23 protein-coding genes are annotated in these 18,612 nt (G+C 66.2%); 13 read left to right on the forward strand and 10 right to left on the reverse strand.

Features of this window, described 5'->3' with window-relative positions; all coding sequences use genetic code 11:
* Positions 1 to 77 precede the first annotated feature (77 nt).
* The 3 genes from aroQ to SynWH8101_RS02970 are packed head-to-tail and all read left to right on the forward strand — an operon-like array spanning position 78 to position 1,478.
* Positions 78 to 527, forward strand: coding sequence for a type II 3-dehydroquinate dehydratase (gene aroQ / locus SynWH8101_RS02960; RefSeq protein WP_130128487.1), 450 nt, complete (start codon positions 78 to 80; stop codon positions 525 to 527).
* A 6-nt stretch (positions 528 to 533) separates the two neighbouring features.
* Positions 534 to 1,163, forward strand: coding sequence for a tRNA-(ms[2]io[6]A)-hydroxylase (locus SynWH8101_RS02965; protein ID WP_130128488.1), 630 nt, complete (start codon positions 534 to 536; stop codon positions 1,161 to 1,163).
* Between the two features lie 60 nt (positions 1,164 to 1,223).
* Entirely contained in the window at positions 1,224 to 1,478 is a 255-nt protein-coding gene (locus SynWH8101_RS02970) for a hypothetical protein (RefSeq protein WP_130128489.1), read from the forward strand.
* 9 nt (positions 1,479 to 1,487) lie between these two features.
* Here SynWH8101_RS02970 and SynWH8101_RS02975 read toward each other — a convergent pair whose 3' ends face one another.
* Positions 1,488 to 2,045: an acireductone dioxygenase gene (locus tag SynWH8101_RS02975; RefSeq protein WP_130128490.1), complete on the reverse strand. Its 558-nt coding sequence runs from the start codon at positions 2,043 to 2,045 to the stop codon at positions 1,488 to 1,490.
* Positions 2,046 to 2,146: 101 nt separating this feature from the next.
* On the opposite strand from SynWH8101_RS02975, the gene SynWH8101_RS02980 reads away from it, so the two are divergent.
* From SynWH8101_RS02980 to SynWH8101_RS02990, 3 genes are read left to right on the forward strand one after another with little or no spacing between them, the layout of a single operon-like run.
* The gene (locus tag SynWH8101_RS02980) at positions 2,147 to 2,902 is read left to right on the forward strand and encodes a phosphatase PAP2 family protein (protein ID WP_130128491.1); all 756 of its coding nucleotides are present in this window, start codon (positions 2,147 to 2,149) and stop codon (positions 2,900 to 2,902) included.
* 27 nt (positions 2,903 to 2,929) lie between these two features.
* The gene (gene cobI, locus SynWH8101_RS02985; protein ID WP_254428025.1) at positions 2,930 to 3,712 is read left to right on the forward strand and encodes a precorrin-2 C(20)-methyltransferase; all 783 of its coding nucleotides are present in this window, start codon (positions 2,930 to 2,932) and stop codon (positions 3,710 to 3,712) included.
* Positions 3,705 to 4,376 carry a DUF4079 domain-containing protein gene (locus tag SynWH8101_RS02990; protein WP_130128492.1) on the forward strand — a complete coding sequence of 224 codons (672 nt, stop codon included), beginning with the start codon at positions 3,705 to 3,707 and terminating at the stop codon, positions 4,374 to 4,376. Before cobI ends, SynWH8101_RS02990 begins: the two co-directional genes overlap by 8 nt.
* On the opposite strand, the gene SynWH8101_RS02995 is transcribed toward SynWH8101_RS02990, so the two are convergent.
* From SynWH8101_RS02995 to SynWH8101_RS03005, 3 genes are read right to left on the reverse strand one after another with little or no spacing between them, the layout of a single operon-like run.
* Entirely contained in the window at positions 4,345 to 6,372 is a 2,028-nt protein-coding gene (locus SynWH8101_RS02995; RefSeq protein ID WP_254428026.1) for a cellulose synthase catalytic subunit, read from the reverse strand. The two genes, SynWH8101_RS02990 and SynWH8101_RS02995, sit on opposite strands and share 32 nt — an antisense overlap.
* Positions 6,373 to 6,380: 8 nt before the next feature.
* Positions 6,381 to 7,412 carry a tRNA dihydrouridine synthase DusB gene (gene dusB, locus SynWH8101_RS03000; RefSeq protein ID WP_130128494.1) on the reverse strand — a complete coding sequence of 344 codons (1,032 nt, stop codon included), beginning with the start codon at positions 7,410 to 7,412 and terminating at the stop codon, positions 6,381 to 6,383.
* Positions 7,413 to 7,456: 44 nt separating this feature from the next.
* Positions 7,457 to 8,038, reverse strand: coding sequence for a hypothetical protein (locus tag SynWH8101_RS03005; protein ID WP_130128495.1), 582 nt, complete (start codon positions 8,036 to 8,038; stop codon positions 7,457 to 7,459).
* A gap of 76 nt (positions 8,039 to 8,114) precedes the next feature.
* Here SynWH8101_RS03005 and SynWH8101_RS03010 point away from each other — a divergent pair, with 76 nt between their 5' ends.
* Positions 8,115 to 8,582 (forward strand): DUF1823 family protein, encoded by a 468-nt coding sequence (locus SynWH8101_RS03010; RefSeq protein ID WP_130128496.1) that lies wholly within the window; start codon positions 8,115 to 8,117, stop codon positions 8,580 to 8,582.
* Positions 8,583 to 8,599: 17 nt separating this feature from the next.
* Here SynWH8101_RS03010 and SynWH8101_RS03015 read toward each other — a convergent pair whose 3' ends face one another.
* Positions 8,600 to 8,983 carry a L,D-transpeptidase gene (locus SynWH8101_RS03015; protein WP_130128497.1) on the reverse strand — a complete coding sequence of 128 codons (384 nt, stop codon included), beginning with the start codon at positions 8,981 to 8,983 and terminating at the stop codon, positions 8,600 to 8,602.
* A gap of 166 nt (positions 8,984 to 9,149) precedes the next feature.
* Here SynWH8101_RS03015 and der point away from each other — a divergent pair, with 166 nt between their 5' ends.
* The 6 genes from der to proC are packed head-to-tail and all read left to right on the forward strand — an operon-like array spanning position 9,150 to position 13,907.
* Complete coding sequence (gene der / locus SynWH8101_RS03020) at positions 9,150 to 10,517, forward strand: ribosome biogenesis GTPase Der (RefSeq protein WP_130128498.1); 1,368 nt, start codon at positions 9,150 to 9,152, stop codon at positions 10,515 to 10,517.
* Positions 10,518 to 10,520: 3 nt separating this feature from the next.
* On the forward strand, positions 10,521 to 11,435 hold the full coding sequence (locus tag SynWH8101_RS03025) for a CbiQ family ECF transporter T component (RefSeq protein WP_130128499.1): 915 nt from the start codon (positions 10,521 to 10,523) through the stop codon (positions 11,433 to 11,435).
* 17 nt (positions 11,436 to 11,452) lie between these two features.
* The gene (locus SynWH8101_RS03030; protein ID WP_130130312.1) at positions 11,453 to 11,719 is read left to right on the forward strand and encodes a PipX family protein; all 267 of its coding nucleotides are present in this window, start codon (positions 11,453 to 11,455) and stop codon (positions 11,717 to 11,719) included.
* 57 nt (positions 11,720 to 11,776) lie between these two features.
* A complete protein-coding gene (locus SynWH8101_RS03035; protein ID WP_130128500.1) occupies positions 11,777 to 12,442 on the forward strand; it encodes a YggS family pyridoxal phosphate-dependent enzyme in 666 nt (221 codons plus the stop codon).
* 56 nt (positions 12,443 to 12,498) lie between these two features.
* Positions 12,499 to 13,071, forward strand: coding sequence for a cell division protein SepF (locus SynWH8101_RS03040; protein WP_130128501.1), 573 nt, complete (start codon positions 12,499 to 12,501; stop codon positions 13,069 to 13,071).
* Positions 13,072 to 13,088: 17 nt separating this feature from the next.
* The gene (proC, locus tag SynWH8101_RS03045) at positions 13,089 to 13,907 is read left to right on the forward strand and encodes a pyrroline-5-carboxylate reductase (RefSeq protein WP_255423175.1); all 819 of its coding nucleotides are present in this window, start codon (positions 13,089 to 13,091) and stop codon (positions 13,905 to 13,907) included.
* A 14-nt stretch (positions 13,908 to 13,921) separates the two neighbouring features.
* On the opposite strand, the gene SynWH8101_RS03050 is transcribed toward proC, so the two are convergent.
* From SynWH8101_RS03050 to hpf, 5 genes are read right to left on the reverse strand one after another with little or no spacing between them, the layout of a single operon-like run.
* A complete protein-coding gene (locus tag SynWH8101_RS03050) occupies positions 13,922 to 15,097 on the reverse strand; it encodes a glycosyltransferase family 4 protein (RefSeq protein ID WP_130128502.1) in 1,176 nt (391 codons plus the stop codon).
* Between the two features lie 30 nt (positions 15,098 to 15,127).
* On the reverse strand, positions 15,128 to 16,507 hold the full coding sequence (locus SynWH8101_RS03055; protein WP_130128503.1) for an MFS transporter: 1,380 nt from the start codon (positions 16,505 to 16,507) through the stop codon (positions 15,128 to 15,130).
* 19 nt (positions 16,508 to 16,526) lie between these two features.
* The gene (locus SynWH8101_RS03060) at positions 16,527 to 17,312 is read right to left on the reverse strand and encodes a DNA repair protein RecO (RefSeq protein ID WP_130128504.1); all 786 of its coding nucleotides are present in this window, start codon (positions 17,310 to 17,312) and stop codon (positions 16,527 to 16,529) included.
* Complete coding sequence (locus SynWH8101_RS03065; RefSeq protein ID WP_130128505.1) at positions 17,302 to 18,006, reverse strand: 2-deoxyribose-5-phosphate aldolase; 705 nt, start codon at positions 18,004 to 18,006, stop codon at positions 17,302 to 17,304. Before SynWH8101_RS03065 ends, SynWH8101_RS03060 begins: the two co-directional genes overlap by 11 nt.
* A 17-nt stretch (positions 18,007 to 18,023) precedes the next feature.
* Complete coding sequence (gene hpf / locus SynWH8101_RS03070) at positions 18,024 to 18,611, reverse strand: ribosome hibernation-promoting factor, HPF/YfiA family (RefSeq protein WP_130128506.1); 588 nt, start codon at positions 18,609 to 18,611, stop codon at positions 18,024 to 18,026.
* Between the last annotated feature and the right edge of the window lies 1 nt (position 18,612).

Consider the following 18,612-nt stretch of genomic DNA (forward strand, 5'->3'; position numbering starts at 1 on the left):
ACCACACCGCAAGAACTTACCAGCCCGAGGGGCCCGCACCCCTCGATACGATCGGCCCAAATGCATCGCAACGGGCCATGCGCCTTCTGCTGCTCAATGGCCCCAATCTCAACCTGCTCGGTCGACGCGAGCCTGGGTTGTATGGCCAGCAGAGCCTGGCGGCAATCGAGCAGTCGCTGCAGGAGCGTGCGGCGGCGGCAGAGGTGGCGCTCGACTGCTTTCAGAGCAATTTTGAAGGTGCCCTTGTGGAGCGGATCCACCAGGCCATGGGCCAGGTGGATGGAATCCTGATCAATGCGGGCGCCTACACCCACACTTCGATCGCACTGCGCGATGCACTGCTGGGGGTGGCCATTCCCTTTGTGGAGCTTCACCTGAGCAATACCCATGCCCGCGAACCGTTCCGTCATCACTCGTTGCTGGCGGATCGCGCCGTAGGCGTGGTGAGTGGTTTCGGGGCCACCAGCTACACCCTGGCCTTCGATGGATTGCTGCAGCATCTGAGGGCTGCAGTGGCTGGGAGTTGAGCAGCGATGGTGACGAGTATTCGTTGGTTGGCTGCCCCCACCAGTGAGGCCTGGGTTGAGCAGGCGATCGCGCGGCCGATCGAGGTCTTGATCGATCACGCCCATTGCGAACGCAAGGCGGCGGGGGCGGCGGTGCAGCTGATGTTCCGCTATCTCTGCGAGCCAGGTCTCGGCGAGGCGCTCAGTCCGCTGGCTCGCGAGGAGCTGGAGCATTTTGAGCAGGTGCTTGCGCTTCTGCAGGCGCGGGGGCGCTATCTCGAACCCCTGCCCTCTCCGGGATACGGCGCCCAGTTGGCCAAGCAGGTGCGCCGGGGTGAGCCCGAGCGCATGCTCGATTCCTTCCTGGTGGCCGGCTTGATCGAGGCGCGCAGCCATGAGCGGATGGCGCTGCTGGCGGAGCACAGCCCGGATCCGGAGCTGCGGGATCTCTACGCCAGCCTGCTGCAGAGCGAGGCCCGTCATTTCGGCCTCTACTGGGTGCTGTGCGAGGAGCGCTGGTCACGCGAGCTGATCGTTCCCCGTTTGGAGGCGTTGGCGCTCGCAGAGGTAGAGGCGTTATCTGGAGATCTGGAGCGTCCCGAGGATGTGCGGATGCATTCCGTTGGAATCCGCAAGCAAAGTCCAAAAGAAGCCTGAAGAGACGCGCCAGTCTTTGTGGGCGGTTTTAGGATTGACCCAGTTCTTGCTTGGTTCGTGATGACCGATTCGGCGGTGACGGTGAAGGCCACCGTGGCGGCGGCCGTGGCTGATTCCCTGCAGGCCCTGCGCAATGGCACCACCGATGAACAGTGGAATGGTCTCAAGGCCAACCCCCTCGTGCGCGATCTGATCGGCCGTTGCGCCGATCTTGAGGCCGCCTTACTCCTCGATGACGGGTCTGCAACTGGCTGTCGACGGCCGTTGCAACAGCTGCAGGCGCCGGTGGAGTCCCGGTTGCTTCTCGCGGCCTGAGGGGGGCGATCAGTCGAGGCGCGGGTACAGACGCGCGATCGGGTCGCCTGTGAACCGGGCGACCCAGCCTTCCGGGTTGTTGAAGAAGCGGATGGCGCAGAACGAGGGCTTGGATCCCATGTCGAACCAATGCTTGGTGCCAGCGGGAACGGCGATCCAGTCGCCGGCGCAGCACAGCACCTGAATCACCTCCTCGTTGATGTGGAGGCAGAACAACCCCTGGCCTTCCACGAAAAAACGCACCTCATCCTCGGCATGGGTATGTTCCTCGAGAAATTTCGCCCGCAGGGCGACGCGATCAGGGTGGTCTGGTGTGATGCGGATCGCGTCGACGGTCGCATAATCACCGCCCGCCTGCACTGCAGTGATTTCGTCGCGGTAGGCGTGAAGGATGCTGTCCTGGTCAGCGCCCGGGGCTAAGGACTGCCGAGCCGGCCAGCGTTCGAAACGAATGCCACGGCGCCGCAGTTCGGTCTGAATCACGCGGACGTCTTCACTTTCGAGGTTGGCCTCCTCGTGACTGGATGTGGCAGGTGGCTCGATGGAATAAAGACGCAGGTGGCTCATGGGGCCTTGAGGCTGCTCGATGAGGTCATCCTGCCCGCATCCCGATCCTTAACGCGTGGCCATCACCCTGGGAGGGCTGTTGCCCTGCACCACCCACACCGATGCTTCGCTCGTTTCGTCTGCGGCCCCTCGCTGCTTCGATCGCTCCGCTCGCTGGCCTTGGGCTGGCGGTCATGGCTCCGGTCTCCCGGGCTGCGGATGCCAATCCGGCGGTGGGGCTGAGCCTTCAGGTGGCGCCCCTCGCCAAGGCGGTCGGTCAGCCGCCGCGAGCGGGCAGTGCCGCTCTGGCCAGGGATCTTTCCGTGCTGCGTTGGATCCAGACGAGCCGGGATCCGCAGCAGGTGCGCCATGCCTGGACTTACCTCGATCGGGTACCCACCGCCTTTGAACCGGCAATCGGTTCCGACCTCAGCAAGACAGCCCCGCGTATCAAGGCCGGTGTGCCCGCTTTCGTGAAGGTGGTGGAGACGGTCAAAGATCAGCTCAAGGAGTCCATCGCTCGCCCGCGTCCGTTTCTGAGCCACGCCGATCTCAAACCTTGTTTGCCGCTGGAGCGCTCGAAGAGCTATCCCAGTGGCCATGCCACCTGGTACACAGCCACCAGCCTGCTTCTGGCTGATCTTTTGCCGCAGCGGCGCGAGCGATTGCTGGCGGTGGGTGAGCAGGGGGTGGCCGCCCGGGTCACCTGTGGCGTGCACTACCCAAGCGATGTGGAGGCTGGACAGCGGCTGGCTGCGGCTGGAGTGGCCCAGATCCTTGCCAGCGACCAGTGGCAGCGGTTCAAGGCGTCGGTGCAGGAGGAGGTGAAGGCCCTGATGGTGCCGCCGCCCGCCGGACTCCCTCTGCTGTTCGACTGAACGGCGTGGCTTAGAACGTGCCCAGTCATGGTCATCGTTCTGAACAGCGCTGCACCTCCTCTTGTTGCATCGCCCGTGTCCGCGCCCGGCTTGGCGCTGATCGGGGTGGGTCCGGGGAATCCCGAGTGGCTCACCCTCGCGGCCCATCAGGCCCTGCAGCAGGCGGAGGTGGTGGCCTATCCGGTGGCGAGACGCGACGCCACCGGCATGGCGGCCACGATCGTGGAGCGGTTTCTGCTGCCGGAGCAGCAACGGTTACCCCTGGTGTTCCCGATGGTTCGGGCCATGGAATCGCTGCGACCGGCCTGGATCGCTGCGGCCGATGCGCTGGCGGCGGCGGTGACGGCTGGTCGGCGCGTGGTGTTTCTGTGCGAGGGGGATGTGTCGCTCTTCGCCACGGGGAGTTACGTGCTGCTCGCGCTGCGGCAGCACCACCCCGACTGTCCGGTGCGCCTCATCCCCGGGGTGTCCTCCGTAGCGGCGGCGGCAGCCCAGGGGGCCTGGCCCCTGGCCCTGCAGCAGGAGGGATTGCTGATCCGTCCCTGCCCCGACGATGCTGCGGCGCTTCAGCGTGTGTTGCGCTGGGCGCAGGAGGAGAACACGGTGCTGGCCCTGCTCAAGCTGGGCCAGCGTTGGCGCTGGGTGCAGCCGTTGCTGGCGGAGCAACAGCTTCTTCACAACGCCCTGTTCGCAGAGCGGATCGGCTGGCCCGATCAGCGGGTGCTGCCGGCGGCGGCGGTGCCGGCGGGGGAACGGCCCTATTTCTCCCAGCTATTGATCCGCCAGGGTGAGGTTTTGGCCGATGTCTGAACTCGGCGTTCTGTGCATGGCGTTGCCGGCACTCACCCCACTGCAGTGGTGCGCGCTGGTGCACCCGGTGCTGATCATCCTGTTTGTGTACCCCGTGGTGGGTGCGACGATCCGCTTGGGGATTCTGGCGCGAGAACGCCGGCTGCAGATCAATCCGATCGCCCCCACCGTGCCGATCGAACATGCCGACCATGGCCGCTGGGTGACGGGGGCGCTGGTGCTGGCGGTTCTGCTGGCCTTCTCCCAGGAGGTGGCGGCCGCCTGGATTGAGCAGCCCCTCGATCCGGCCGAGGTTCCCGCCCGCTTGCTGGCGCTGGTGGTGGCCACCCTGGGCGTGCTGGCGGCCTTGGCCGCCCTGCTGCGGGCGTCCCGCACCTCCCGTCGGCTCGGCTGGGGCCTGGCCTGCTGGTTGGGCCTGCTGCTGCTGGGCTCCCAGCCGGAGGTGGAGCGCCTGGCGGATTCTCCGTTGCAGGCCCTGTTCTGGCAGTCCCATTTCTGGGGTGGGGTGCTGCTGACCGGCTGTTTCTTGCTCTCGACGGCGCTGCAGGCAGAAATTGCGGCCAGGCCGCGGATCCGTCGTATGCACGTGGCTCTCAACCTGCTGGTGGCTCTGCTGTTCGCCACCCAGGCGATCAGCGGGACCCGAACATTGCTGTTGGCTTGACGGTCTGCGGGATCAGGCTGCGGGCGAATGGGCCAGGCCCGCGCCACGGCGGTGGAATTCGTGCGATCAGGGCCAGAAGCGCCCGCCATTCGCCCTTGGCCTGCCGGTCGACCCAGCATCCCGGTCGCGTGAACAGCCAGCGCAACAGGGCGTGCCGTTGGTGGTTGCTCAGCTCGCCCCAGTCGAGTGCCAGACGACCGCGCTCCTGGGCACACAGCGTCACGCTGAGTGGGGGCACATCGGGGCTCCAGTGCAGGCAGGTGCTGCTCACCAGCGGCGGTGGCGGCTCCGTCACGGTCAGTTCGACGCCCCGTTCGCTGATCGCCGTGATCCGGCAGGGATGGCTGTGCCCGCCCGCGTCTTCGAGGCGGGCTTCCCAATCCATGGCCTGCCAGGGTGCCGGGTCGGTGGCGGCGGGATCCCAGCAGGCCCGCAGGGCCACCAGCAGGCTCAGGAGATTCAGCAGCGCCCAGACCAGGCCCACCGGTTGGCCTTGCAGGGCCAGGCCCAAGAGCGGCGTCGTTGGCACAAGCAGCCCCACCAGGTTGAAGCCATTGAGCAGGATCAACAGCAGCAGGGGGGCTACCAGGGGCAGGCTCCAGCTACCCCGGTCGCGGCGTTGATGTTTCGGGGTGACTCGGAAGCCACCCAGGCGACCCCAGAGCTGGCTGATCACCGTGATGGTGAGAGGCACGGTGAGCACCCATCCGGTCAGTTCACTGAGGAAGGCGGCGCGGGAGCCCCGGTTCAGCCAGCCCAGGCTGAGCAGCAGGGTGGCCCACAGCGGTAGCAGCAAGGCCACGGCCGCTTCGGCCGTCAGGCGGATCGGCACCACGCCCAGGAGGCCGTAGCTGAGGGGCATCAGCAGCAGCACAAGCCGCGGCAGATTGTTGAACCAGTGCACGACTCCCTCCAGATAGGCGAGGCGTTGCCCTGCCGGCAGCCCCGTGCCCCCGAGAGGCCCCTCTTTCATGCGCAGGCTCTGCAAGGTGCCCGCCGCCCATCGCTGCCGTTGGCGCACGAAGTCGGCCATGGATTCCGCGGCCAGGCCAGCGCTGAGCTTTTCCTGCAGATAGCGGAGGCGCCACCCCTGGCGACGGAGGGCGATTCCGGTGACGAAATCCTCTGAAATCGCCTGTTCCACGAAGCCACCCACGCTGTTGAGCGCCTCGCGGCGTACCAGAAAGGCCGTGCCAGCGCACACCACCGCCCCCCAGCCGTCGCGAACGGGCTCGATCCAGCGGTAGAAGCTCTCCTCATCGGAGAGCAGCCAGTGTTCCATGCGCAGATTGCGCATCACCGGATCGGCGTTGATGAAGGTCTGCGGCGTCTGCACCAGCGCCACATCGGGCTCCTGCAGAAAGCCGATGCAGCGCTCCAGGAAATGGCGCTGGGGAATGAAATCGGCATCGAACACGGCCACCAGTTCGCCGTGGCTATGGCGCAGACCGTGGTTGAGATTGCCGGCTTTGGCGCCATGGCGCTCCGGGCGGTGTAGGTAGCGACAGCCAAGGGAGCTGGCCAGTTGCCGCACCTCCGGCCGGCCGCTGTCATCGAGAACCCACACCGTGGTGCGGGGGTAGGTCTGGGCGCAGCAGCCCACCAGGCTGCGCTCCAGCACGGCCAGCGGTTCGCCCCGGGTGGGCACCAGGATGTCGACGCTGGGTCGCCAGCTGCTCTGCTGCCATTGCCGCCACCGCGCGTCGGCTTCGTGCCGACGGTCAGGGAAAGGGCGCCAGGCCAGCCAAAGGGGAATCAGGCCTGTGAGCAGCAGCCATCCCTCCGCCAGGAGCAACACCAGGCTGAGGGCCGTGCTGAGCGTGCTGCTCAGGTTGAGGCTGTCGCTGACGCGCCAGACCAGATAGCGGAGGGTGAGCAGGTTGATCAGCAGGATCAGGCTGCGTCGTGCCCACAGAGGCGACTGTTGCTCAGGGCGTCGCTGCAGCCAGAGGGGCCAGATCAGCACCAGGAGGGGAAGCCAGACGGCTGCGCTCATCGATCCGCTCATGGATCGGTGCCATCGAGTGTCTGCCTGGCGGTGTCCAGCAGCTCCAGCGCGGCCGCAGGCGTGGGGGCCCGTATCAGGGCATGGCGCAGCTGGGGGGCGCCGGGAAAGCCGGTGCAGGTCCAACTCATGTGCTTGCGGGCGATCAGCAGGCCGTGGTCGCCGCGGCTGGCGACGAGGGCCTGCAGCTGATCGCGGGCCAGCTCGAGGCGTTCGGCCCCGGCCGGCGTGGCGGGAATGGGCCGTCCGCAGAGGGCGGCATCGATTTGCCCCACCAGCCATGGGGCGCCCATGCTGCCCCGGCCCACCATCACGCCAGCCGCACCGGTGATGGCCAGGCAGCGTGCAGCATCTTCGGGGTTGTTCACATCACCGTTGGCGATCACAGGAATCGCCAACGCCTCTTGCACCGCGGCGATCGCCTGCCAGTCGGCCGCCCCCTTGAAGCCCTGGTTGCGGGTGCGTCCATGCAGGGTGAGCAGTTGGGCACCGGCTCGCTCCAGCTGCTGGCACCAGCTCACAGCGGCGGCGGATCCAGCCTCAAGCTCACTCCAGCCCAGGCGGGTTTTCACGGTGACGGGAATCGACACGGCTGCGGCCACTGTTTCAACGATGCGGCAGGCCAGCTCCGGGGTCTGGATCAGGCCGCTGCCGCCTCCTTTGCGAGCGATCTTGCGCACGGGACAGCCCATGTTGATGTCGATCAGAAAGGCGCCTGCCGCTTCGGCGCGCCGGGCCGCCTCCGCCATCGCCGCCGGGCGGTGATCGAACAGTTGCACCCCGATCGGTCCCTGCTCTTCCGCCAGTTCCTCCACCTTGCGGCGTCCATGGCCCAGTTCCAGGCTGGTGGCATTCACCATCTCCGTGAACAGCAGCGCATCGGGCGCCCAGCGCCGCACAAGGGAGCGGAACACCCGGTCGCTCACGCCGGCCAGGGGCGACTGCAAGACCCGGCAGCGCAGCTGACGGGAGGTGCCCGACCCCGTCAAATGCAGAGCGCCCTGAGGGCGTGAGGGGGCGATGACCACCATCGATGCAGGCCGTCAAAAAGCGGGCACTTTCTCCATCCTGACCTTCAGGCGACGGTCTGTCGGTGTGGCAGGCGGGCTTTCTGCAGGGTCACCTGCTGCTCGATCGCGTTGCGCAGCCAGGCGGTGGTCGACCAGTCTTCGGCTTGGGCCAACCGCTCCACCTCCTGGGCAAGATCCACCGGCAACTGCAGTGCGTAGCTCTGGATGCTGTGGGGGGACGCGGGTCCGCCGGGCAGCGGTGCATCCATGTGGAGCAGCTGCAGTTTGAGCACCTCCAATCGGGTGTTGGCGCTGTGGCCGCCGCGACGCACCTGGCGCAGGGTGAGTCGTACGGGCTGGCCGGGCCGCACCTGCCGCAGGCTGCGTGGTGGCAGGGGGTGATCGCGACGGTCGCAGAACACCGGTCGGCTCCGTTCGGAGCTGGTGGTGTACGTGAAGGTGACCAAACCATCGCCACTCCATGCGGGGGGAGGGCCGTCGTGGTCGCTCAGATGGGCCAGCAATCGGCGGCGATCGTGGCGCACCCGGCGGAGCACAGGCCTGGGCAGCCGAAACACGAGTCGCTGGGTGGGGCGGTCGGGATCGATCCGGCTGGCCGGTTCGAGGCTGGTGTCGAACACATACATCCCATGAACGTAATGGCCGGATTAAGAAACCGGCACCGCCTGTCGTGAAACGATGGCTCCCGCTGCTGCAGATCCGATGTCGGCATCACCCTGGCCGCTCAGTGTGGAGCTGCTGGAGCGGATCCTCGACGATCGCCTCTCGGATCGTTTCGTGGCAGAACGGATCTGGGAGCGGCTGGGGTACCAGCCGGCGGCGGACGACGGCGGGGAGCCCTGGCGTGCCGGACCCGAGACCCCGGACGCGTGGCGGCAGGCCTTCCCCCAGGCACCGGAGGTGATCGCCACGCGGCCGGCTTCCGTGCAGCTCACCCGGTCGATTCCGCCGGAGTACAAGCAACTGCTCAAACAGCAGCTCGGTTTTCAGGGGTATCGCATCGGTGGCCTCTACCCCCGCCGCACCCGGCGTGCCACCGCGGTGAACTGGCTGCTGGCCTGGCTGGCGGAGCGGGGTGAGTCGCTGCCGCCGCAGGGACCCGTGCCGGAGCTGCTGCCGCCACCGGAGGATCCGGTGCGAGGCCACCCAGGCGATCCACCGGTGGGCTGATCCGATCGCCCCTGTGCTCACACCTGAATGATCACCTTCGTGCCCTTGCGGGTGTTTTCAAACAGCCAGCGGGCCTGGTGAGTGGGCATCCGCACGCAGCCATTGCTGCGCGGCACACCGAAGGCCTGACCGGCGTCTTCCTGCCAGGGGGCGCCGTGCATGCAGATGAGCTCGTTGGCCGTGATGCACATGGCATAAGGCACGCCAGGGGCGACGTAGTTGCGCCCGCGCATAGTGACGGAGCGGTATTTCGTGAGCACGGAGGCGTGACCGGTGGGGGTGGGGGTGGACGCCTTGCCGGTACTGACGGGGATCACCCGCACCACCTGCTCATTTCGGTCGTAAACGGTGAGTTGCTGGTCGGAGAGGTCGACCACGAGTGTGGCGATGAGCTCGAGCATGACTGTGACAGTGGCGACACTGCACCAGGCCTAGCGATCTCACTCGCGTCTCATTAGTCTCTTCCCGGAAATTTTCCTGTTCGCTCTTGGTCGGGTGATGCCGCGGTGCCTTGGTGGCTGGGGGTGGCGGCTCTGTACTGTCAAGATTGAATGTTGTGCTTCCGTTTTGGCACGTCCCGTCGTCGCGATCATCGGGCGTCCCAATGTCGGCAAGTCGACGCTGGTGAACCGCCTCTGCCGCAGTCGGGAGGCGATCGTCCACGACGAGCCCGGTGTGACCCGCGATCGCACCTACCAGGACGGCTACTGGGGCGATCGGGAGTTCAAGCTCGTCGACACCGGTGGGTTGGTGTTCGACGACGACAGCGAGTTTCTGCCAGAGATCCGCGAACAGGCGTCTCTGGCTATGGCCGAGGCCTCCGTGGCCGTCGTGATCGTGGATGGCCAGCAAGGGGTGACGGCGGCGGATGAATCGATCGCCGAGTGGCTCCGCAGTCAGGCTTGCCCCACGCTGCTGGCCGTCAATAAGTGCGAATCCCCCGAGCAGGGCTTGGCGATGGCGGCTGAGTTCTGGGGGCTAGGCCTGGGCGAGCCCTACCCGATTTCTGCCATTCATGGTGCGGGCACCGGGGAACTGCTCGACAAGGTGCTCACCTTTCTGCCCCCCAAGGATCAGGAGGGAGACGAGGCGGAACCGATCCAGATGGCGATCATCGGGCGTCCCAATGTGGGCAAATCGAGCCTCTTGAATGCGATCTGCGGTGAGCCGCGCGCCATTGTCAGCCCGATTCGTGGCACCACCCGCGACACGATCGACACCCGGCTCGAGCGCAATGGCCTCAGCTGGCGGCTGGTGGACACCGCCGGGATTCGCCGGCGCCGCAGTGTCAATTACGGCCCGGAGTTTTTCGGCATCAACCGCAGCTTCAAGGCGATCGAACGCAGCGATGTGTGCGTACTGGTGATTGATGCGTTGGATGGCGTCACCGAGCAGGATCAGCGCCTTGCCGGTCGGATCGAGGAGGAGGGACGCGCCTGTGTGGTGGTGGTGAACAAATGGGATGCGGTGGAGAAAGACAGCCACACCATGCCGGCGATGGAGAAGGAGCTGCGCGCCAAGCTCTACTTCCTCGACTGGGCGCCGATGCTGTTCACCTCGGCACTCACCGGTCAGAGGGTTGACAGCATTTTTGCGCTGGCAGCCCTGGCGGTGGAGCAGCACCGCCGCAGGGTCAGCACCTCGGTGGTCAACGAGGTGCTCAAGGAAGCCCTCAGCTGGCGTAGCCCCCCCACCACCCGCGGCGGCCGGCAGGGGCGGGTGTATTACGGCACCCAGGTGGCCGTCCGGCCTCCGAGCTTCACCCTGTTCGTGAATGAGCCCAAGTTGTTCGGCGACACCTATCGGCGCTACGTGGAACGACAGATCCGTGAGGGTTTGGGTTTTGACGGCACGCCATTGAAACTCTTCTGGCGAGGCAAGCAGCAACGGGATGCTGAGCGCGATCTGGCCCGCCAGCAGCAACGTCAGGGCTGACGGATGGACTGGCTGCGGCAAATTCCGATCGGGCAGTACGTGGACGGCAGCAGCAGCTGGCTACGGCGGCTTGATCCGCGTCTGAAGCTGGCTTGGGTGCTGCTGTTTCTGCTCACCCCCGTGCTGGCTGGTCCGCTCTGGCGCCTGGGCCTGCTGGGCCTCTTGCTCTTGCTCACGCTGTTCAGTGGGCTACCGCCGCGGTTGTGGTGGCGCTCTCTTTTGCTCTTGAGCCTGCTCGGTGTGGGCGTTGGACTCCTGGCCGCCCTGCTGCCCACCGGTGATCCAGCCGCGACCCTGCCGTTGCGCTCTCCGCAGGAACTCCCCGATCTGACGATCCCTCCATCAGGCTGGGAGCTGTTGCGCCTCGGCCCCCTGAAACTCGGGCCGTTCACGCTCGGGCCCTTCGTGGTGGATCGGCGCTCGGCTGAGCTCGGACTCAGCAGCGCCACGCTGATTGTCACGGTGGTGCACAGCGTCAATCTGATGCTGCTCACCACGCCCAGTGAGGAGCTGGTATGGGCCCTGAGCTGGTTGATGGCACCGCTGGCCGTGCTGGGCCTGCCCGTGGATCGCCTCAGCTTCCAGCTGTTGCTGGCGCTTCGATTCCTGCCGCTGGTGCAGGAAGAGTTGCAGAACCTGTTGCGGGCACTCGCCAGTCGGGCGGTCAATCTGAAAAGCCTCGGATTCAAAGCGTCCTTCGGCCTGGTGCTCGCCGTGGCTGAGCGCCTTCTCGCCAACATCCTGCTGCGCGCCGAGCAGGGCGCGGATGCCCTGCTGGTGCGGGGTGGGCGCTGGTGCCCTGCCGCCGCGTTCCGCCCGGCCGCGGCGGTGGCTTGGCGCGACCATCTGCGCAATGGTGCAGGGGTGGGGCTGCTGCTGCTGTTGCTCGGGCTGCGCGGGAAGTACGGTGCCCTGTGATCTGCATGACTGCCACCGTGGGTGCCGAGCGCTATCTCAATCACCCCACGTTTGGCATGCTCTATCGCGTGGCGCCGGCGGGCGAAGGCCGCGACATCTACGCCACGCTCTACGCGCAACGGATGTTTTTCCTGGTGACGCTGCAACCGCGGGGCGCTCAATTTGAGGTGATTCCCTATCAGGATGCTCGTCATCATGCTGAGCTCAACCTGGCCCGCAGTCGCCGGGATGGCTCCCCGGAGCAGGAGCGCTGGAAGCAGCTGTTCGACCAGACTTTTATCTGAGACCTTGATTAGGTCGGTCTGTTCTTCTGGAACAGGTGCCGACCCAGGAGCCTGTCCATGGACGCACATGATCTTTCCCGGCGCTGGCAGAGCTTGATGGCAGCCCTGCCACCGTCGGCCCGGTTGTTGGCGGTGAGCAAAGGGCATCCAGCGGTGGCGATTCGTGACCTTGCTGCCCTCGGTCAGGAGGCCTTCGGGGAGAGTCGTGTCCAGGAGGCGTTGCGGAAACAGGAGGAACTTGCGGATCTGACCCAGCTGCAGTGGCATTTCATCGGTCGCCTGCAGGCGAACAAGGTGCGCCAGGTGCTGCGCGCTTTTGGCACGATTCATTCCCTTGACAGCCTTGCCCTGTGTGAACGGGTCTCGCGCATTGCTGGAGAAGAACGGTGCCAGCCGCGGGTGATGCTGCAGGTGAAGCTCCGTCCGGACCCGAACAAGGGAGGCTGGGATCCCAAGGACCTGCGCCAGGTCTGGCCGGATTTGCAACGGTTGCCCCATTGCTCCATCGTTGGCCTGATGACCATCGCCCCCCTGGGGCTGGCGCCTGAGGAGCGCTTGGCCCTGTTTCGCGACTGTCGTCAGCTCGCGGATGACTTGGACCTCAGCGAGTGCTCCATGGGGATGAGTGGCGATTGGGCTGAGGCGGTGCATGCCGGTGCCACCTGGGTACGACTCGGGTCTGCGTTGTTCGGAGAGCGTTCGATACAGCAATCGGTGGCTTGACGCTTGCTCTCATTCCGTCGGAGCGCTATCTAGGGTCAAGGTTTTTCAAACGTCCGGTGTCGCTCATTTCCCGCCTTCGCGCCGTTGTTGCCGGTGATGATTATCTCGATGGCGAATATGACGATCTCGATTACGACACCGGCGAGGAGCTGGAGACTGACGGCGGGGCCAGCCATGCCTCCGGTGGCGCTCTCGCCCCTCTCGGCTCCGCCAATCCTTTCGCCAGTGATGAGGCCTTTGCCAGCAGCTCCAATGTGATCGGCATGCCTGGAATCAGCACGGCGGCCACCGAAGTGATGCTGATGGAGCCCCGCAGTTTTGACGAAATGCCTCGGGCGATTCAGGCCCTGCGTGAACGCAAAACCATCATCCTCAATCTCACGATGATGGAACCCGATCAGGCGCAGCGTGCTGTTGATTTCGTGGCGGGTGGCACCTTCGCCATTGATGGTCATCAGGAACGCGTGGGTGAAAGCATTTTTCTCTTCGCCCCCAGCTGCGTCACCGTGACCAACGCCCATCAAGACGAAGCCTCCTCACCCACCGTGGTGACGAAAGATGTGGAGCAGGCTTCCGCTGAGGCCAGTGTCGCCCCCGCTCCCGCCTGGGGCGGTGCCGCGGCTCTCTGAGTCGGCGGGTTGCTCGGGTGTCACACACGCTTGGGGTGATTGGCCTGGGTCGGATGGCCCAGGCTCTGCTTTGGCCACTGCTGGACGAAGGTGTTGTGTCCGCCACGGACGTGATGGCCGTGGTGGGCCATGCCGCTTCAGCCCAACGGTTGCAGGCGGCCGGTCCAGCTGGGTTGACTCTCTTGCCTGCGACGGATCCGGCAGCCTCAGCCGTCTGGGGATCTGCGATTCAGCTCTTGGCGATCAAACCGCAGCAGCTTGATGCCGTAGCCGCCACCGTTCCGGCGGTTGCGCCAGAAGCCCAGCCCCTGCTGATTTCTGTGCTCGCGGGAGTGAGCCTGGAGCGCTTGCAGAAGGCGTTCCCCGGGCGCCGATGTGTGCGTGCCGTTCCCAACACCCCTTGTTTGGTGCGGGCTGGTCTCACCGGTCTGGCCTGGGGGCAGGGCGTAACGGCCGCCGATCGTGAGCGGGTCAAGGCGTTCTTCTCGCCGGTGAGCGAAGTGCTTGAGCTGGCAGAGGATCGGTTGGATGCCTTTCTGGCCCTCACCTCATCGGGTCCGGCCTACGTGGCGCTGGTGGCCGAGGCGATGGCCGATGGGGCGGTGGCGGCCGGTCTGCCGAGGGATCTCTCCCACCACCTCGCCCATCGCACTCTGGCGGGAACCGCAGCGCTCCTGCAGGAGCAGGAGCTCCACCCCGGCCAGCTCAAAGACATGGTCGCCTCCCCTGGTGGTACGACGATGGCGGCCCTGCGCCGGCTGGAGCAGGCGGGGGTGCGTTCAGCCCTGATCGAGGCGGTGGTGGCGGCCGCTGAACATGGACGCCAATTGCGCTGAAGCGGCTCCCGATTTCAGGCCGCCGTGCGGCTGGTGGTGCTCAGTAGGTCGGCGTAGAGGGATTCAATCGCATCGATATTGCGGCTCAGCGTGTAGCGCTCCAGCACGCGCTGGCGGGCACGTTGTCCGAGTTCGGCCGTGAGCACCGGTTGATCGCGCAACACCGGCAGCAGGGTGCGCAGCTGGGTGGTGACCCCCTGGGTGCTGAGCACGATGCCAGCCCCGTCGGCGAGCACCTCGCCATCGGCCCCCGCGTCGGTGGCCACACAGGCACAGCCGCTAGCCATCGCTTCCAGCAGGGCCAGCGACAGCCCCTCCACCAGGCTGGGCAGCACAAACACCTCGGCGCATTGCATCAGGGCCACGCGGGTGGCCAGATTCGATTCGTAGCCCCACCAGCTCACGGAGCTTTGGCCATGGGCGTTCTGCAGGGTGGCCCGCAGGGGACCATCCCCCACGATCACCAGCCGGCATCCCTTCGGGCTCACCAGGCGCCACGCCTTCAGCAGCGCCTCCACATTCTTCTCGGTGGCGATCCGTCCCATGTAGAGGAAGATCCGCTCGGAGCCAAGACGTTCACGCACCGCCTGCTGCGCTGACGATTTCGGCTCGCTGTCTGTGGACGGGGACCAGCAGAGCGGATCGACACCGTTGGGGATCACCGCCAAGCGGCTGTCACGCACCCCGAGGCGGGCGAGCACCTCCGCCTGGAGCTCGGAGAACACAATCACCCGGTCGTAACGGGCCAGGGCCGGCGCATAGAGCTGATAGGTGAGCTGCTGGGTGCCGGCGGTGAGATTGCGCAGGCCGGCGTCGAAGGGAGGGTGGAAGGTAGCCACCAGGGGGACGCCCAGTTGCTGGCAGAGGTCGGGAAGCCGGAAGTCGAGGGGCGAGAGGGTGAGGCTGGCGTGCACCAGATCGGGCTTGAGGCGCTCCAGTGATTCCCTCAGCTCCCTTTGGGCACCGGGAGATGGAATCGTGTAAACCTGCGACTTCACCAGGTAAGGCAGGCTCACATCCGGATCGTTGGCCAGCAGTGATGTGGTGCCGCTGCCGGGAACGCCGGGATTATCGAAATGAATGAAGCTGGTCTGGTGACCCCGTGCTCTCAGGGCCTCGGTCGTGCTCAGCCCGTAGGTGACGTTGCCGCAGAACGGTGTTTTTTTGCCCAGCCAGGCGATATGCGCCACCTGCCGCTTCCCTTCTGCTGAACCAGAAAGTTAGCAGCGTTGCCAGGGGCGTTCGATCAGAGCAGCGATCAGGGCCAGGAGCGCCAGCAGCCCCAGCACAGGCGACAGGCCGATGCTGCTCACCAGGGTGCCTGCCAGCACCAGGGGAAGGCTCAGGGCGATGTTGATCAGGTTGTTCTGCAGACCGAACACGCGCCCCCGCTGCTGTTCCGGGGTGTCTTCCTGGATGGTCGTCTGCGCCGGAATCGCCACCAGGGCGGCACCGATGCCGAGGATGCCGCAAAGGGTGAGGGTGGCGGCCAGCGAACCCTTGAACTGGCTGAGCAGCAGCAGGGTCCAGGTGATCGTGCCGAGGCCGGTGGCCGTGAGGCGGCGGCGGCTGAAATGGTGACCCAGCTGCGCCACCACTACGGCACCCACCGCCATCCCCAGGCCGCTCATCGCCAGCAGGGTGCCGAAGCCCGAGGGGCCTAGGCTGCTGATCAGGGCCGCCAGCTGTAGGGCGAGCACATACAGGGCCGCCAGCAGGCTGTAAAGCAGCCCAAGATGCACCATGGCACTGCGCACCGTGGGGAAGCGTTGCAGCACCTGCAGCCCTTCCATGATTTCGTGCCACACGGAGCGACCGGAGAGGTTGCGGGGTGGTTCGGCGCGATCAATCGCCAGCAGGCACAACGCGGCCATGCCGTAGCAGAAGGGCAGCAGAACGAATTCGCCGCCTTCCAGGCCGATCCGTTCGGAGAGATGGTTCAGCCCACGCAGGATCGGTTCGCCCAGGGCGAAGCCCACGATCGTGGCCCCCATGCTCGTGGTCTGATACAGGGAATTGGCGGCGAGCAGGTGCTCCCCAGGCACCAGCCAGGTGATGGCGGCCTGTTCAGCCGGGGCGAAGAACTGGGTGAGGATCGATTCCAGGAAGGTCATCAGCACCAGACCCCAATACCCCCAGGGCAAACCAAGGATCAGGGGGCCTGGGATCAGAAAGAGAGGGGTGAACAACACCAGCAGGGCCCGCAGCCCGTTGGAGGCCACCATCACCCGGCGCTTGGGCCAGCGGTCCACCCATACGCCGGCCACACTGCCCAGCACCATGGCCGGAATGGTGTTGGCCACGAAAATGCCGGTGGCCAGGAGGGTGATCACCTGGGTGCGGGTGCTGATGTCGAAGCCGATATCCGAGGCCACCTCCGCCAGAACGCCGTTCTGCTCAGAGCTGAGCAGCAAGTGCTGATCGATGAGAAACACCATCAGCACGATGTAGAACTTGTCGGCCAGCTGGGAGAAGATCTGGCCGATCCAGAGCTTGCGAAAGTCCACGAGGCGGAGCACCGCCTGCAGGCCTCGCCCGCCCTCAGGGTTTTCACTGGTCGGCAGGGCCGGCTCCGGAGTGTTCAGGGATGGACCGCTCAAGATGCCTTGGGTGACCGCGTCATGATCGCCCAGCCTCACGCACCATGGCGAGCGCGCGGACGGGCCGGGGGAGATGGCTGCGGATCCAGCACTCCACCACGGTGAGGAGGCGTAGCCACACGTCGGGAGGCCCCATCAGGGCGCCATCCCGCCGGCGGGGCAGTTCGGCCCTTGGCAGCCGTTGCAGCAGGGCCAGTTCGGAGGGATTGAGTTGAATCGCAGCCCCCGGTTGCGACCCGATGGCGAAGCCTTCGTCTGCGAGCAGACTGCAGCGCCATTCCCACTGGCCAATCGGCGGCAGCAGGGGGGCTCCGCTGCGGCAGCAGCTCTGCAAAGGAAGTCCATAGCCGCCAAGGGCGAGCAGGTGCACGGCAGCCTGCACCGTGGTGGCCAGGGCGAGGCCGGGTTCCGGTGTGGGAGTCCGGCTGCAGGTTTCCAGCCGCTCCAGATGCATCAGCACCGTGTCGAGCAGGCCGGGAATCGGGTCATCCCCAGCCACCAGGGCGATGCAGAGCTCGGCCAGGGCCTGAGCCCCGGCCAGGGTGTCGAGCCGTTGGCCGACGGCATTGAAGCTGTGCTGCACCCGCAGTTGCCGGAGGCGCGGAAGACCGCGACGGCCCACCACCTGGAGTTCCAGCAGGGTGAGGGGAACGGCGGCGGCCAGGCTGCTGCGGGGCCGGCGTGCGCCGGGTACGGCCAGCCGGATCACGCCTGTCTCAGCGCTCAGCACCGTGAGCAAGCGGTCGTGCTCCCCGAGGGGGCCTGCCTTGAGGGCGAGAGCCTCGAGGCGCCGGTCAGTCCCCACGGGCGTCGTTCGCCTGGGGGCGGCGCAGTTCCTGCAGCAGCGAGGGACCGCGGCTGGTACCGATGGCCGTGGCACCGGCTTCCACCAGGGCGATGCAGTGGTCGAGCCGATGCACGCCCCCCACGGCTTTGATGCCGCAGCGGCCCCGGCAGAGCATGCGCAGCCGGATGATCTGCTCCGGGGTGGCGGGTCCGCCGAAGCCATGGCCGCTCTGTATGGCGGCAGCACCGGCATCGATCGAAGCCTCCACGGCCAGTTGCAGAGATTCCCCTTCGCAGCGGGTCAGGTCGAGGATCACAGTCAGTGGCAGGCCGATGCCAGCCAGAGCGGCCAGTTCTTCGGCGAAACAGTTGGTGTCTCCGGCGGCGAGAGCGGCCAGATCCGGTGCCACATCGAGGGCCTCGGCCCCATGCTCTGCTGCCCATTCCGCCTCCGCCTGTTTCAGGCTGCTCGGCAGGGCCCCGAACGGGAAAGCGATTGAGGCGATCAGGCGTGTGGCACCAGGCGGCCCCAGCCGTTGCCGCACGATCGGCAGGTGGCGAAGGCTCGTGCAGAGCCCGCCCAGGCCGAGCTGGCGGGCGGCATCACACCCCTCCAGGAGCTGATCCGGCATCAGGTGGGGATCGAGCAGGGCCTGGTGGATCAGGGGGGGCAGCTCCGGTAGCTCTCGCTGTCGTCCGGACGCTTGGGACATCAAGGCAATGGTGGTGTTCAGTTCCGAGCCTGAATCACGCCGTAACCGCCATGGTTCCGGCGGTAGATCACCTGCAGGTCGCCCGTGCTGGCATCACGAAACAGGTAAAAGTCGTGATCGATCACGTCCAGTTGGTGCCGCGCCTCCTCCAGGCTCATCGGCGGCATGGCGAAATACTTGCGGCGCACGCCTGGATCAGGCAGCTGTACCTCCTTGCCATCGAGCAGAGACCCATCGATCGGAGCCGCGTCCGCGATCGCATCGGTCGGCGGTGTCTCGCTGGCCCGATGACCGTTGCTGTGGTGATGATCGCTGTGGCGTTCCTTGAAGCGACGCAGCTGGCGGCTGAGCTTGCTCGCCACCAGATCAATGCTGGCGTAAAGGTTTTCACTGCGCTCCTGGGCCCGGATCACCGTGCCATTCGCGAACACGGTGACTTCGGCGGTCTGTTGCGGCACCCGCGGGTTCCGGGCCACCGAGAGATGCACATCCGCTTCCTTCACCATGTCGTTGTAGTGCTGCACCGCCCGCTCGAGTTTTGACTGGGTGTAGTCGCGCAGAGCAGGGGTCAGTTCAAGATTGCGACCATGGATCAGCAGCTTCATG

It is taken from the genome of Synechococcus sp. WH 8101 (assembly GCF_004209775.1).
Lineage (GTDB): Bacteria > Cyanobacteriota > Cyanobacteriia > PCC-6307 > Cyanobiaceae > Synechococcus_C.

Excerpts from the sequence above, each read along its gene's own strand:
- aroQ (WP_130128487.1), top strand. The coding sequence starts at position 78 with ATGCGCCTTCTGCTGCTCAATGGCCCCAATCTCAACCTGCTCGGTCGA.
- SynWH8101_RS02965 (WP_130128488.1), top strand. The coding sequence starts at position 534 with ATGGTGACGAGTATTCGTTGGTTGGCTGCCCCCACCAGTGAGGCCTGG.
- SynWH8101_RS02970 (WP_130128489.1), top strand. The coding sequence starts at position 1,224 with ATGACCGATTCGGCGGTGACGGTGAAGGCCACCGTGGCGGCGGCCGTG.
- SynWH8101_RS02975 (WP_130128490.1), bottom strand. The coding sequence starts at position 2,045 with ATGAGCCACCTGCGTCTTTATTCCATCGAGCCACCTGCCACATCCAGT.
- SynWH8101_RS02980 (WP_130128491.1), top strand. The coding sequence starts at position 2,147 with ATGCTTCGCTCGTTTCGTCTGCGGCCCCTCGCTGCTTCGATCGCTCCG.
- cobI (WP_254428025.1), top strand. The coding sequence starts at position 2,930 with ATGGTCATCGTTCTGAACAGCGCTGCACCTCCTCTTGTTGCATCGCCC.
- SynWH8101_RS02990 (WP_130128492.1), top strand. The coding sequence starts at position 3,705 with ATGTCTGAACTCGGCGTTCTGTGCATGGCGTTGCCGGCACTCACCCCA.
- SynWH8101_RS02995 (WP_254428026.1), bottom strand. The coding sequence starts at position 6,372 with ATGAGCGCAGCCGTCTGGCTTCCCCTCCTGGTGCTGATCTGGCCCCTC.
- dusB (WP_130128494.1), bottom strand. The coding sequence starts at position 7,412 with ATGGTGGTCATCGCCCCCTCACGCCCTCAGGGCGCTCTGCATTTGACG.
- SynWH8101_RS03005 (WP_130128495.1), bottom strand. The coding sequence starts at position 8,038 with ATGTATGTGTTCGACACCAGCCTCGAACCGGCCAGCCGGATCGATCCC.
- SynWH8101_RS03010 (WP_130128496.1), top strand. The coding sequence starts at position 8,115 with ATGTCGGCATCACCCTGGCCGCTCAGTGTGGAGCTGCTGGAGCGGATC.
- SynWH8101_RS03015 (WP_130128497.1), bottom strand. The coding sequence starts at position 8,983 with ATGCTCGAGCTCATCGCCACACTCGTGGTCGACCTCTCCGACCAGCAA.
- SynWH8101_RS03025 (WP_130128499.1), top strand. The coding sequence starts at position 10,521 with ATGGACTGGCTGCGGCAAATTCCGATCGGGCAGTACGTGGACGGCAGC.
- SynWH8101_RS03035 (WP_130128500.1), top strand. The coding sequence starts at position 11,777 with ATGGACGCACATGATCTTTCCCGGCGCTGGCAGAGCTTGATGGCAGCC.
- SynWH8101_RS03065 (WP_130128505.1), bottom strand. The coding sequence starts at position 18,006 with ATGTCCCAAGCGTCCGGACGACAGCGAGAGCTACCGGAGCTGCCCCCC.
- hpf (WP_130128506.1), bottom strand. The coding sequence starts at position 18,611 with ATGAAGCTGCTGATCCATGGTCGCAATCTTGAACTGACCCCTGCTCTG.